A 13326-nucleotide genomic window follows, 5' to 3' on the forward strand; every position below is an offset into this window, starting at 1 on the left:
ACATGAGCAAGATTAAAAAAGTGGTACTGGCTTACTCTGGTGGATTAGACACATCAGCGATTGTGCCATGGTTAAAAGAGAACTACGGTTGTGAAGTTGTCGCCTTTGTTGCCGATGTAGGTCAGGGTGAAGAAGAACTGGTTGGGGTTGAAGAAAAGGCAATCGCATCGGGTGCCTCTGAGTGCTATATCGTCGACTTAAAAGAAGAAATGGTTAGCGACTATATTTACCCAACCCTAAAAACTGGTGCTATCTATGAAGGGACATATTTACTGGGTACTTCAATGGCGCGTCCTATTATCGCCAAAGCACAAGTAGAAATCGCCCGTAAAGTTGGCGCGGATGCACTTTCTCATGGTTGTACAGGCAAGGGGAACGATCAGGTGCGTTTTGAATCTTGCTTCTCAGCGCTTGCGCCTGACCTTAAAGTGATTGCACCATGGCGTGAATGGTCACTATCGAGCCGTGAATCACTGCTCGACTATCTGGCTGAGCGTAATATCCCTTGTGCAGCCTCTGCTACTAAAATCTACAGTCGTGATGCCAATGCTTGGCATATTTCTCACGAAGGTGGTGAATTGGAAGACCCATGGAATGAGCCAAGCGATCAGGTTTGGACCATGACTAATTCTCCAGAAGCCGCACCGGATCAGCCTGAATATGTGTCGGTATTAATCGAAAAGGGTGAAATCACCGGTGTTAACGGTGAGCGTTACAGTCCTTATCAGTGTCTAGTTAAGTTAAACGAGATTGCAGCGCCGCACGGTGTTGGTCGTGTGGATATCGTTGAAAACCGTCTCGTCGGCATGAAATCTCGTGGCTGTTATGAAACACCGGGAGGCACTGTGATGATGGCTGCGTTACAAGCGATTGATGAGCTGATCTTAGACAAATCTTGTCGTAAATGGAAAACCGCGCTTAGCGAAGAGTTTGCACACTTAGTTTATGATGGTCGCTGGTTTACCCCACTAAAAGATTCAATTCTAGCTGCTGCAGAGTCATTCGCACAGCAAGCAACTGGCGAGGTGGTACTTAAGCTTTATAAAGGCCACGTACATGCAGTGCAAAAGCAATCAATCAATAGCTTATACAGCGAAGATTTTGCCACATTTGGTGAAGATGACGTATATGACCAATCTCATGCGGAGGGATTCATTCGTCTATTCTCACTATCTAGCCGGATAGCGGCGTTAAACAAGCAAAAGCAGTCTTAAGGTAGGAGGGCGAGATGGCATTATGGGGCGGCCGTTTTTCATCAGGTCCTGATGAGGCATTTAAGCAATTTAATGATTCTCTGCCATTTGATTATCAATTGGCAGAGCAAGATATTGTTGGCTCTATCGCTTGGGCGGGTGCGCTAAAGCAAGTAGAAGTATTAACTGAAAGCGAACATCAGCAGATCATCGCTGCGCTGAAACAGCTTTTGGATGAAGTGATTGCTGATCCGCGTAGTGTAGCAACTGCGGGACATGAGGATATTCATTCTTATGTTGAAGCTAAACTTATCGACAAAGTGGGTGATTTAGGTAAAAAGCTGCACACAGGTCGAAGCCGTAACGACCAAGTAGCCACTGATTTTAGACTGTGGAGTCGTAAAACTGCGCAGCAACTGCTTGTGGCACTGAGTTCACTCAAGCAAGCTTTGGTTACACTTGCAGAGCAGGAGCTTGGTACTATTTTACCAGGCTACACCCATTTACAGCGTGCACAGCCTGTACTCTTTAGCCATTGGTGTATGGCTTACGTTGAGATGATTGAGCGTGATGAGTCGCGCTTAAATGATGCGCTTGAAAGGTTAAATGTGTGCCCACTTGGCTCAGGTGCACTAGCGGGGACTGCTTATCCTATCGACCGTGAAGTGTTGGCCGTTAACCTTGGCTTTAGAGAGGCCTCTCGTAATAGTTTAGATGCGGTCTCTGATCGTGACTTTGTGGTTGAGCTACTCAGTTGTGCGTCTATTTCAATGATGCATTTATCTCGTTTTGCTGAAGATTTGATCTTTTACAATTCTGGTGAATCTGGATTTATTGATCTGGCCGACAGCGTGACGTCCGGCTCATCCTTGATGCCACAGAAAAAGAACCCTGACGCCTTAGAGCTGATCCGCGGCAAAACGGGCCGAGTTTTTGGTGCCTTTAGCGGCATGATGATGACGCTTAAAGCTTTGCCTTTGGCCTATAACAAAGACATGCAGGAAGACAAAGAAGGCCTATTTGATGCCATGCCAACTTGGCTTGCGTGTATTCATATGGCAGAAGCATGTGTTAAAGGCATTAAGGTTAATGGTGATAAAACGTTAGCGGCGGCAAAAGGTGGTCACGCCAATGCAACTGAGCTTGCGGATTATCTCGTTGCTAAGGGAATTCCGTTTCGGGAAGGCCACCACATCGTCGGTGAATTAGTGCAGTTGGCTATTAGTAAGGGGCAAAACCTCGAAGATCTGAGCTTAGAGGAATTCCAGCAAGTCAGCGCAGTAATTGCAGAGGATGTCTACCCTGTACTCGAAATTGACGCTTGTATTGCCGCTCGTAAAGCATTAGGCGGCACCTCATTGCCACAAGTCACTAGTGCTATTAAAACGGCAAAAAAAAAGCAAAAAATCTTAGTACGTGATGCTAATTTAGATGATGTTGAAGCCATTGCTGGGCTGATCCAATACTGGGCTAAAGTAGGTGAGAACCTACCGCGAGCGAAAAGTGACATGATCCATAGTATCAATGAGTTTGCGGTGACTGAGGTCGATGGCAAAGTGACCGGGTGTGCATCTTTGTATATTTACGACACAGGGCTTGCTGAAATTCGCTCTTTGGGTGTAAATCCCGAAAGCGAAATAAAGGGACAAGGGCAACTTTTAGTCGAGCATTTACTGGTGAAAGCCAAAAAATTGGCACTCAATCGTATTATTGTGCTAACTAGAGTGCCTGGCTTCTTTATGAAACAAGGTTTTAACAACTGTACCAAAGATAGCTTGCCTGAAAAAGTGATGAAAGACTGTGAGCTGTGCTTGCGTAAAGATAACTGTGATGAAATTGCGATGGATTTCATTATAAAACAAACATCTAGCTTAAGTATTCCATGTAAATTTGTGGCTTAACACTAAGCTTTTATAGAATCAGAAAGAGCGCTAGTAAGTGCTCTTTCTGTATGTAAATCAACCGATTGAGTTTGTCTCAATGAATATTGGCATACCCTGTGCTTAATTAATCCCGATAATTTTTAGATGACTCACTTTTAGAGTTAAGACTAATTTGTAAGTATTGAGGGAAATTTCATGATAAGAACAATCCTAGCGAGAAAAAATCAAGCTAAAACAACTGGTCAAGTAAAGTCGCTTTCTGATAAGGTAATTCAATCTGGAAGTAAACTTGAGATGGTATCTGGCGCACGTGGAAGTGTAATTACTCCACCTGGGTCTAAAGATCCGCACTAATGATTAATGTTAATTTATGATTTTTTTGGTATGAGTATAGGAGCCCTTGTAATATGGGGCTTCTTGATGGCTTCATTACTACATTTATTTTTTTATATACTAAAAGTCCAGAAAAATTTACAGCTACTCGTCGCTTCTATCCTGTTATTTACCTCCTACTTTGTAAGTGATTTTATCATTGTTTCTGATAGCTACAACACAGCTATTCACGGAATATTTGCTTTGTTTGATCTCTTTACTTTGTTAGCTCTTTTTCTTGTCACTTATACTTTTTTTAAAGATGAAAAGCTTGAGGTCGGCGTTTTATATACCATGATAGGTTTGACTGTTAATACTGTTATGTTCTTCTTTATGTATATTGATACATATATTTATGAAAATGTAACGCGCTGGTTATTATGGTATTTGTACTCATATATAGTGATTTCTGTGGACTTTATTATGGTTACTTCTCTATTAGTCAATAAAGATTGGTTAGGTATTAAATGGGCTATAAGTAAGGTGAAAGCTAGGGTAGCTTGAAGTTGTGGTCGATTTTCACTATTTGTTTTACTTGTTTCTTAGTAGTTTGCACTCATGGATTCTACTTTTTGTGGCACTCTTTAACTTTGTTCGAGCGACTAAAAACCCTAAATTTAAGCAGCTCAGTGGCATTTCATTTCTCCTCGCAGGTTCATATTTTCTCACAATACCTACATTTTATTTTTGTGAGTCAAAAGGCTGGTTAACTGGTACAGCGGGGTTCTATGATCTTTCAATTTACTTTATATTTTTATTCTTAGATATTTCTACAATACTTTTGTTAGTAAAGCTATTTAAGTTTCCAGAGTATCGACTGACAAAAGTAGTGAAGTTCTATACGATAGGTTTTTTAACTGTAAACTCACTTCTTTTTGCTTTAATTATACATGAGGATATTATTACTAATCACCGAGTGGATAAAGAGTATCGTGATTGGGTTTACTGGTTATACACTATCGGAATGTATATAACCGATTGGCTTTTAATTGTCGTTTTGCTTATTCCTAAGGACTTTCTTGGATTATACGCCATAATAAAAGAGCGGCGATGGCCGCTCGTTAAAACTGATATTCCACGCTCAACGTAAGTGCTGCGTGGCTTTCGTCTTCTTCCTGAGACTTATCTTGCCATGCTTTTACGCCAATTTTAGCAAGCGCGCCAAACACACCTTGTTGGTAACCGAGCTCAAGCTGGTTTCGTTCAACATCTAGTGTGTCAAATTCAACTCGTTTTAGTTTGGCATAAGCACCAATACCATCTGTGCTGAAGTAATCTAACGCGAAAGTGAGGTTTTTAGCGTCCAATCCCGAGCTTGCTCCAAGCCAGAGGTCGCGTTCACGATAGTTCGCTGAATCCACGGTATTATCTCTTGGGCAAAGCGCGAGCTTTAGCTCGTCTTTACAATCAATGCTTGTATCTGAGTATTCAATAAAGCTTTTAAGACGATAATCTTTACCACCCCAATAACTTTCAATACCTAGGGTGTACATTGGATTGCTTGGTAATGCACCACTGTCGTTATTGCCTGCAAACTCACCGTATAAAGCAAGCGGTTGATTAGCTATCCGAGTGGAATATTTGAAGTCAACGCTGGTGAGGCGTTGTGTTTGCTTTTCGCTTTCAAGGTTTTGTTGTTGATAAACAAAGTCGCTAGATGTTGTACTAAAGCCAAGTTCTAGCCCTTGAATTGGAAAAACGGCCGCTCTAAACCCCCAAAAATCGCCATCCTTTTTACTGGCTATATTCGGGCGTTGTTTTGCCATAATGGCCGTCACTTGCCAAGGACCAACGAAAGAGAGAAAGCTCGGTCCAATGTAGTTGTTATTGGCACGACTCAAACGAACCGCCTTCATTGGCGCTGCGTTGTTTGAAAGCATTAGCGCATTTTCGTTGCTCGGTCCCCACCAGTAACTGAGTCGCTCAGCGCTGAGAGACCAATTACCAAACAGCACTGCAAGGTGGCTGCCGTGGTGATTAACGTATTTTCCATCTTGGCCTTCATCTGCGTAGTTAACCGCAACTTTAGCGCTAACTGCACCGCCAGTAATAACGCCATAAGTACGTAAGCCAGAACGTTCATTTTGACGTTCACCAAAGCCTGTTGAGCGCTCTTCAGCACCGTTAAAATGTGCTTTTACACTACTGTATCTTTCTCTTTTTGCTTGTTTTAGTGCATGGCGTAAATGTGCCAATGCAAAGCTTGCGGTTTCAGAGAGATTTCTGTCATCAATAGCGGCAAGGTCATTAACAATGCCGCTCCACAGCAGAGGATATTGATTAACTGGACGATTTATCACGCCTTCTGCAACCAGTAAATCTATGCTGTGTTTAAGCTCACTTTGCGACACCTCTATCCAAGGTGAAGCGTGCGCATAAGTACCAACCAATACGGCTAGGGATAATAGGCACTTTTTCATCCGTGTAGTTTTTCCTCTAAAGCTTTGGCAACCAGCGGGTGAACAAATTCACTGACATTGCCTTTATGAAGCGCAACTTCTTTTACTAAAGTTGACGAGATAAATGAATTCTTTTCAGATGGCGTTAAAAATACGCTTTCCAAATCAGGATGTAAACGACGATTCATATTGGCCAGCTGGAACTCATAGTCAAAGTCAGACACCGCGCGAATGCCGCGGATCAGCACGTTGGCTTTTTGCTCTTTTGCTAAATCAACGAGTAATCCTGAAAACCCAATCACCTTTACATTTTTATGTGACTTTAAAATTTCTTCAGCCAAAGCAACACGTTGCTCTAGTGAGAAACAAGGCTGTTTATTTGGGTTATGGGCAATTGCCAAGATCACGGTATCAAACATTTTTGCTGCACGTTTGATTAAGTCTTCATGTCCATTAGTGAGAGGATCAAATGTGCCAGGGTAGAGGGCGATGACTTTCATAAGCGTAACTATGTTGAATTTTTTTGTATGGTAACAAGGTTTTTTTGAAAAAACACTGGTCAGCTTTGTCGGATCTAAGCTTATCTAGAGGTAAAATTAGTGCTATTTTTTCACATGGAGCGCGAAATAGCCTAGTAACACTAGTAATAACGCGACCACGTTATCAACAAAGATAGAGAATCGTAATGAATACCAAGGAAAAAATAATACGTACCAGCATCGCGTTATTTAATTTGCATGGAGAGCGCGCGATTACGACAAACCATATAGCTTCCAGTTTGGGGATTAGCCCTGGCAATTTGTACTATCATTTTAAAAATAAAGAAGACATCATTCGGCAAATATTCGCCCTTTATAGCGAGCATTTAAATACGCATTTTAAGCCACTGGAGCAGCACAACGAACCGCTTGAGCAGCTAACTCAATATTTAGACTCCTTGTTCGACCTGATGTGGCGTTATCACTTTTTCTACGACAATCTGACAGACATTTTGGCTCGTGATGATGAATTGAAAAAAAACTACATTGCTTTTCAGTCACGCTTACTTGAGCAAGTAAAAGCGGTAGTAATTGGCCTAAGAGATACAGGCGTGATCACCATAGATGATGACGATGCTAAAGAGCTTGCGCATATGTTGAAAATGACTGTTAGTTTCTGGACTCCTTATGTTAAAGCCAGAAGAATGACTGGCGTCCTTGAGCAACAAGATATATACAATGGCATTGTTAAAGTACTGATGATTTTTAAACCTTACGCGACGCCCATGAGCGCACCGAAAGTGGCACAACTTCAGCAGCATTATCAAGCACTAGCAGAGGCGAGCTTACCGAGTATTGCTTAGCCTTAAATAATTAAGCGGGCCTTTTGCTTGGGGGAGCACGGGCAAAAGGCTTTGTAGAGCGCAAAGGGAAAAGGTTTGTTTATTTCCTAATCGGCTTTGAGTTTGATATACTCGCGCGCCCGAACTGTCCTCGGTCAGTGTGCGCCACGATAAAGTCCGCTTAGGTCAAATCAGTGCGTCATCGCAACCGATAATCGATCTGTAGTAGAGTGACTTTTATGCTTAAATTTATCGTCAAATTACATCCCGAAATTGCTATTAAGAGCAAATCCGTCCGTAAGCGTTTTACCAAAGTATTAGAGAAAAACATCAAAATGCTGTTGGTTCGCGTTGACGAAAACGTAAAAGTTAAAAATAACTGGGACAATATCTCAGTGACGAGCGAGCTAAGTGACGAGAAAACCCGCCTTGGTCTAATCGACCACCTTAAACGCACGCCAGGTATTGTGCAGTTTATTGAGGTGCAAGAGACACAGTTCGATACGCTTGATGATATCTACCAACAAACGATTGCTTTGGTTGAGCCATTGATCAAGGGCAAAACGTTTTGTGTACGCGTAAAGCGCCAAGGTAAGCATGAGTTTACTTCAAGCGACGTGGAGCGTTATGTTGGTGGTGGTTTAAACCAAAATGTAGAGGGTGCCAGCGTAAGACTGAAAAAACCTGATGTGACGGTTAAAATCGAAGTCAAAGACAATAAAGCCTACATTGTTCGTCACCAGCACTTTGGTTTAGGTGGCTTCCCACTACCAACGCAAGAAGACGTGTTGTCTTTGGTTTCTGGCGGATTCGACTCCGGTGTTGCGACTTATCAAATGATGCGAAAAGGCGCGCGTACGCACTTTTTGTTCTTTAACTTAGGTGGCGCAGCCCACGAAATTGGCGTTAAGCAAGTAAGCCACTACTTGTGGAAACAATTTAGCTCTACCCACAAAGTTAAATTTATTACGATTGACTTTGAGCCAGTTGTCGCTGAAATTCTTGAGAATATCGAAAGCGGACAAATGGGCGTGGTACTAAAGCGCATGATGATGCGTGCAGGTGCTGTAGTCGCAGAGCGTTTGGGGATCCCAGCACTGGTAACTGGTGAAAGTATTGGTCAGGTATCGAGCCAAACCCTGGCTAACCTTAACGTGATTGACCGTGTTACAGAGATGCTGATATTACGACCGCTTATTCAACACGATAAAGAAGAGATCATTCGTATTGCCAGAGCGATTGGCACCAATGAAATGGCAGAAGCAATGCCTGAATATTGTGGTGTGATCTCTCAAAAACCAACGGTAAAAGCACAGCTTCACAAGATATTAGCTGAAGAAGAAAAGTTTGACTTTGATGTATTGAATACAGTTGTAGCTAACGCGACGGTAAAAGATATTCGTGATATTGAAGCTGAAGCGAAAGAAGAAGTGAAAGAAGCGGAATCGGTAAGTGAATTACCAGACAACGCGGTAGTATTAGATATTCGTTCTCCAGAAGAGGAAGATGCCAACCCTCTAGAGCTAGATGGTGCACAAGTGATCCACTTACCTTTCTTTAGATTAGCCACTAAGTTTGGCGACTTACCACAGGACAAAGAATACTACTTGTACTGTTCGAAAGGCGTAATGAGCCAGTTACAAGCACTTATTCTGCATGAAAATGGCTATGCTAACGTCAAGGTGTACCGTCCTTAGAATAAAGCATGCTAACAAGCGTTGGGTGAGACTATAGGGTTTACCCAACGTACGCTTTTGTGGGTAGGTAGAGGTCGTTTGTTATTGCTCACGCGCCCCAATTTATTTGTTTGCTAGTATTTTGTAGTTACCCTCCATGCGCTCTTCGTTCATTCTTTTAAAACGACGCTCCGATATCATACTTAATCTCTAATTCGCTGTGTAAATAGTTCTGTGGGAGGCGGTTTACCCGCCGAGAAGTTAAGCTTATTGTTGCGCTAGCTGCCTGCGCTTATTCACTTCCTCGAATAACTGTTGATTCAACGGCACATCAATATTTTGTTTTGCTGCTAGCTCGCAAATATACCCGCACATGGCGTCAATTTCTGTGCGTCTGTTATTCGCGACATCCTGATTCATTGAAGAGCGATTGTTTGCGGTTTGTGCCATTACGGTGTAAGCAAGCGTGACTAGCTCGCTAAGCGCTAAGTTTACGCCTGTACTTGCAGCCACTAGTTGTACTTCATTCATTAAATTAAGGATTTGGGCTGCGTATTTGGGCTGTCTTAACTGACCATTTGCGACTTGCTCCAATGCACTTAATGGGTTAATGGCAATATTAACCGCCAGCTTTTTCCAAAGCGTTGGCATGATATCAAACGTGGTTTGGGCATTTTCAAATGTGCTAAACAGTTGCGAGAATACGTGCTGGTAGTGGCATTCGGCTGGTGAATTTAACGGCCCAAACCAAGTTGCACCTTGTCCTGTATGGTGCACAGTGTCTGCGACTTTATAGCCTGCGATGGATGTGCTTAAGAAGTAGGCGGATTGTGTTTTTTCAAGCGCAGCTAACTCACCAGACCAATCTACCATGCCATTATGACTAAGAATTAGCGTGCCATTTTTTGAAAGAGCAGGACGAAGCGCTCGGAGTGCTTCGATGACCTGATATGCTTTAACGGGAATGATTAGCGTATCTATACTGCTGGCTGGAAGTTCTGCAAGCGTTTTTGTGCTGCATGGGATGGTTTGTTGAATACTTGCTGTTTGATAGCGATAAGTCGCTGCGCGTTTATTTCGAGTGATCAGCGTAATTTGATGAGATTGACTAAGATGCTGGGCGAGCAGTAATCCTATCGCCCCTTCACCTAAAATATGTATGTTAGCCATGTTTTCTGTTGCGCCAACTTGCCCAAATATAAAATAGAACAAAATAACTGACCGCACCGGCTAAATCAGCTAAAAAGTCAGCGGTAGATGCTTGGCGGTACGGTAGTGTATGTTGCATCCACTCAATACCTGCACCATACAAGGACAGTAGCACTATGTGTGTCCATACCTTTACTTTAAAAGCATGGTGAGAGATAAACGCAAGCACAAAAAATACACCAAAATGCGCCACTTTATCGATATTTGGGAACAGCTTTGGAGACAAGCTAATTTCCTTTGCGAATAGCACTGTACATATAATTAAAGAGATAATCAAAAGAGCTTTATAAACGCGCCGTGTCACAATACATCCTACTTCTGTATGACTAAGCGAGCAGTATACCATCGAAAACTGTCCATTGGGTGAACATCCTAATACGCTGTTTAAAAACTTAAAGTAACTCAAATTAAGCATAAACTGCTATAATCGAGCCAAAATGACTTTAGGAGAGAAGCATGCCTTCATTTGATATTGTATCTGAAATTGATATGACAGAAGCAAAAAATACCGTAGACAACGCGGTTCGTGAGCTTGATACGCGTTTTGATTTTCGTGGCGTAGATGCGTCAATCGAGCTAAGCGGTGAAATGATCAACCTCAAAGCGGAAGCAGAACAGCAAGTTATGCAATTGTTCGATATGTTAGTGGGTAAAGCGGCAAAGCGCGGCCTTGATGTAGCAAGCTTCGAGTTAAAAGACATTGAGCGCTCTGGCAAATACGTATCGCGCAAGGTGGCGTTAAAGCAAGGCATCGACAAAGAGATGGCGAAAAAACTGGTTAAGCTTATTAAAGACTCAAAAGTTAAAGTTCAAGCGTCAATTCAAGGCGATACGGTGCGTGTAACGGGTAAAAAGCGTGACGATTTGCAAGAAACGATGCAACTGGTTCGTACCGGTGAGCTTGGCCAACCATTTCAATTCAAAAACTTCCGCGACTAATTACGCTTTACTTCATTCCAAAAGTGCATAGATTGCACTTTTGGATTTCTAGACGTCCATTGACAATCATTCCGAAACCCAAGACAATAGCCTCGCATTTTCAAGGTGCTGTACACAACCTAGTGTGGTTGCTAAGTGTATAGATAATCGGGAAACTGGTGCGAACACAAGGGAACATCTAATTGCGTTAATCAATAATAAATTGAGTAAGACAGTTTATTACACGTGATTAGCTTGGATCGGTTCTATGCCAGCGCTGCCCCCGCAACGGTAGAGTGAACTGCCAATCTGCAGATTTACTGAGCCCGGAGACCGGCCTTGAAACAGTCACTTTGTGTTCTTGTACGGTGGGTACAAGTTAGGGGAAACCATGTTAAATAAAACTGCTCTAAGCGCGGCGATAGCGACGGCGCTCTCTTTTTCAGCATTTGCGGATCAAAATTTTGAACATATCACTGTTACTGCCAATAAATTTGAACAGTCTCTAGAAAGCGCATTGTCTGCCATTACGGTTATAGGTCGTGCTGATATTGAAAAAAGCAATGTTCAAGATGTCGTATCGCTACTCGATAATATCGCTGGTATTCAAGCGGTTAGAAACGGAGGCTTAGGCCAAAGCGTGAGTTTATTTCTACGCGGTAATGACGCTAAGCATACGCTAGTGTTAATCGATGGGGTTCGAGTGACGGATGCAAACTCCGGTGACAATTCGCTCACTAATTTACCACTTAATAGCATCGAAAGGATTGAGATCATTCGTGGTGCCAAAGCTGCGATTTATGGTTCAGATGCCATTGCTGGCGTGATTAATATTATTAGTCGCGAAGGGAATAACAATACAATCGCGCTTACGACTGGGAGTAACAATTACTCCAAGACCGAAGCAACGGTAAATTACAAAAAAGACAAGTTTAGTATTGCAGCTAATGCGGGTTACACTCATACTGATGGCTATGATGTGATTGAGAAAGACCCTGAAGCTGCAATCACAAAAAACCATGACCGTGATGGATATTATAACGGTAATGCCGGTTTAAATGTGCAGTATGGTGATGAAGAAAGTGGCATTTTTAGCTTACGTTCACAGTACAGTGAAGGTGAGGGGGAGTATGACTCTTTTGGTAGTGATGCTTACCGTTTCCATAACTACACCAATAAGTTGGCGTGGAAAAGACGTACTGACAAGTTTAGTCAAAGTGCGTCATACAGCTTAGGTAAGGAACAAAACGTTCAAATCGGTAATAGTGCTGACGATAACGCTTATGTCACCAAACGCAGCCAATTTGAATATCAGTCGCAATATAGTTTAACCGAAGCTTTGATCTTCACGGGTAACTTTACCTTTCTAAATGAAGATGTTGGTGATTCTACCGCCTCTTTTTCAGAGCCTGAGCGTGATAACTTATCTTTAGCACTAGGTGGGTTTTACAACGATGAAAATTGGCTGACAGAGGTTGTACTGAGAACGGATGATTATGATTTTCATGGTCGTGCAAACACCTACACGGTTGCTGTAGGCAAGCAACTCATGGATGGCCTGAGTGTTAAGTTGAATCATGGTACTGCCTTTAGAGCACCTTCTTTATCACAGGCGTTTGTGATTGATAGTCCATACTATCTGCCTAACCCAAATATTAAGCCGGAAGAAGCCACTAATAACGAAATTATTGTCACATGGGGCGGCGAGAACTTCCGTGTGGAAGCTGCGGTATACGATAACCGTATTACCGATAAAATCGTTTATCAGCAAAATGATAAATGGAAATACATCCCTTACAATGTTCAGCGCGCTGACTTTGAAGGTGCTGATCTTTCTGTTGAAATTGAAGACAACTTTGGTATCGAGCATACGGTAAATGCGAGCTATGTGAGTGCTAAAGACGCTGATACCGACAAGCAATTACAGCGCAGAGCGAGACGCACCTTAACTTATTCAGTCAGTAAAGCGTGGGAAAATGTCGACGCAACACTGACCTTAGTCCATAGAGGTAATCGCGACGATAAAGTATGGGGAGCTGAAGGTGCATATACAGTGACTTTACCGTCATATACGCTGTTTAACTTAGCTGCTAACTATACGTTTTTCGATGGATTCAAGTTAAATGGCCGTATTGAAAACTTAACCGATAAGCGCTATTTCAATGCCACAGCGGGCGAAGCAAAAGATGGCTCATTACTGGGCTATAAGCCACTAGGTAGACAAGCCTACGTTGGTGTGAGCTACAGCTTCTAATGCGTTAACTGCTTTTCAATACCCAGAGTGATCCATCATGAGTAATGGATCACTTTTCTTATTTATCATTTAGTTGCATTACATTTGTAACTGGTGTCCTA

Annotated in this window: 13 protein-coding genes and 1 riboswitch; of the genes, 9 read left to right on the forward strand and 4 right to left on the reverse strand. The window is 42.5% G+C overall.

The window, feature by feature from the left end:
- Positions 1-2 precede the first annotated feature (2 nt).
- The 5 genes from A587_RS0116085 to A587_RS0116105 all read left to right on the forward strand — a co-directional run bounded on the left by A587_RS0116085 (position 3) and on the right by A587_RS0116105 (position 4538).
- Positions 3-1214, forward strand: coding sequence for an argininosuccinate synthase (locus tag A587_RS0116085; RefSeq protein ID WP_010374248.1), 1212 nt, complete (start codon positions 3-5; stop codon positions 1212-1214).
- A gap of 14 nt (positions 1215-1228) precedes the next feature.
- Complete coding sequence (argH, locus tag A587_RS0116090) at positions 1229-3094, forward strand: argininosuccinate lyase (RefSeq protein WP_017218422.1); 1866 nt, start codon at positions 1229-1231, stop codon at positions 3092-3094.
- Between the two features lie 177 nt (positions 3095-3271).
- Entirely contained in the window at positions 3272-3430 is a 159-nt protein-coding gene (locus tag A587_RS25205) for a hypothetical protein (RefSeq protein WP_017218423.1), read from the forward strand.
- A 66-nt stretch (positions 3431-3496) separates the two neighbouring features.
- Complete coding sequence (locus tag A587_RS0116100) at positions 3497-3952, forward strand: hypothetical protein (protein ID WP_232288080.1); 456 nt, start codon at positions 3497-3499, stop codon at positions 3950-3952.
- 70 nt (positions 3953-4022) lie between these two features.
- Entirely contained in the window at positions 4023-4538 is a 516-nt protein-coding gene (locus tag A587_RS0116105; RefSeq protein ID WP_010374245.1) for a hypothetical protein, read from the forward strand.
- Here A587_RS0116105 and A587_RS0116110 read toward each other — a convergent pair.
- On the reverse strand, positions 4510-5868 hold the full coding sequence (locus A587_RS0116110; RefSeq protein WP_017218425.1) for a capsule assembly Wzi family protein: 1359 nt from the start codon (positions 5866-5868) through the stop codon (positions 4510-4512). The two genes, A587_RS0116105 and A587_RS0116110, sit on opposite strands and share 29 nt — an antisense overlap.
- A complete protein-coding gene (gene coaD, locus A587_RS0116115) occupies positions 5865-6347 on the reverse strand; it encodes a pantetheine-phosphate adenylyltransferase (protein WP_010374242.1) in 483 nt (160 codons plus the stop codon). Before coaD ends, A587_RS0116110 begins: the two co-directional genes overlap by 4 nt.
- Before the next feature lie 185 nt (positions 6348-6532).
- Between coaD and A587_RS0116120 the strand changes: the two genes are divergently transcribed.
- Positions 6533-7189: a TetR/AcrR family transcriptional regulator gene (locus A587_RS0116120; RefSeq protein ID WP_010374241.1), complete on the forward strand. Its 657-nt coding sequence runs from the start codon at positions 6533-6535 to the stop codon at positions 7187-7189.
- 218 nt (positions 7190-7407) lie between these two features.
- Positions 7408-8865 carry a tRNA uracil 4-sulfurtransferase ThiI gene (thiI, locus tag A587_RS0116125; RefSeq protein WP_010374240.1) on the forward strand — a complete coding sequence of 486 codons (1458 nt, stop codon included), beginning with the start codon at positions 7408-7410 and terminating at the stop codon, positions 8863-8865.
- Between the two features lie 246 nt (positions 8866-9111).
- On the opposite strand, the gene A587_RS0116130 is transcribed toward thiI, so the two are convergent.
- Positions 9112-10014, reverse strand: a complete 903-nt coding sequence (locus tag A587_RS0116130) for a ketopantoate reductase family protein (RefSeq protein ID WP_017218426.1) — start codon at positions 10012-10014, stop codon at positions 9112-9114.
- Positions 10007-10279, reverse strand: a complete 273-nt coding sequence (locus A587_RS24170; protein ID WP_010374238.1) for a VanZ family protein — start codon at positions 10277-10279, stop codon at positions 10007-10009. Before A587_RS24170 ends, A587_RS0116130 begins: the two co-directional genes overlap by 8 nt.
- 230 nt (positions 10280-10509) lie before the next feature.
- Between A587_RS24170 and A587_RS0116140 the strand changes: the two genes are divergently transcribed.
- Both A587_RS0116140 and A587_RS0116145 read left to right on the forward strand, forming a co-directional pair.
- Positions 10510-10992, forward strand: a complete 483-nt coding sequence (locus A587_RS0116140) for a YajQ family cyclic di-GMP-binding protein (protein ID WP_010374237.1) — start codon at positions 10510-10512, stop codon at positions 10990-10992.
- 86 nt (positions 10993-11078) lie between these two features.
- Positions 11079-11327, forward strand: a riboswitch (cobalamin riboswitch).
- Between the two features lie 35 nt (positions 11328-11362).
- Positions 11363-13225: a TonB-dependent receptor domain-containing protein gene (locus A587_RS0116145; protein ID WP_017218427.1), complete on the forward strand. Its 1863-nt coding sequence runs from the start codon at positions 11363-11365 to the stop codon at positions 13223-13225.
- The last annotated feature ends 101 nt before the right edge of the window (positions 13226-13326 follow it).

Source organism: Pseudoalteromonas sp. NJ631 (genome assembly GCF_000276645.1).
Classification (GTDB): Bacteria; Pseudomonadota; Gammaproteobacteria; order Enterobacterales; family Alteromonadaceae; genus Pseudoalteromonas; species Pseudoalteromonas piscicida.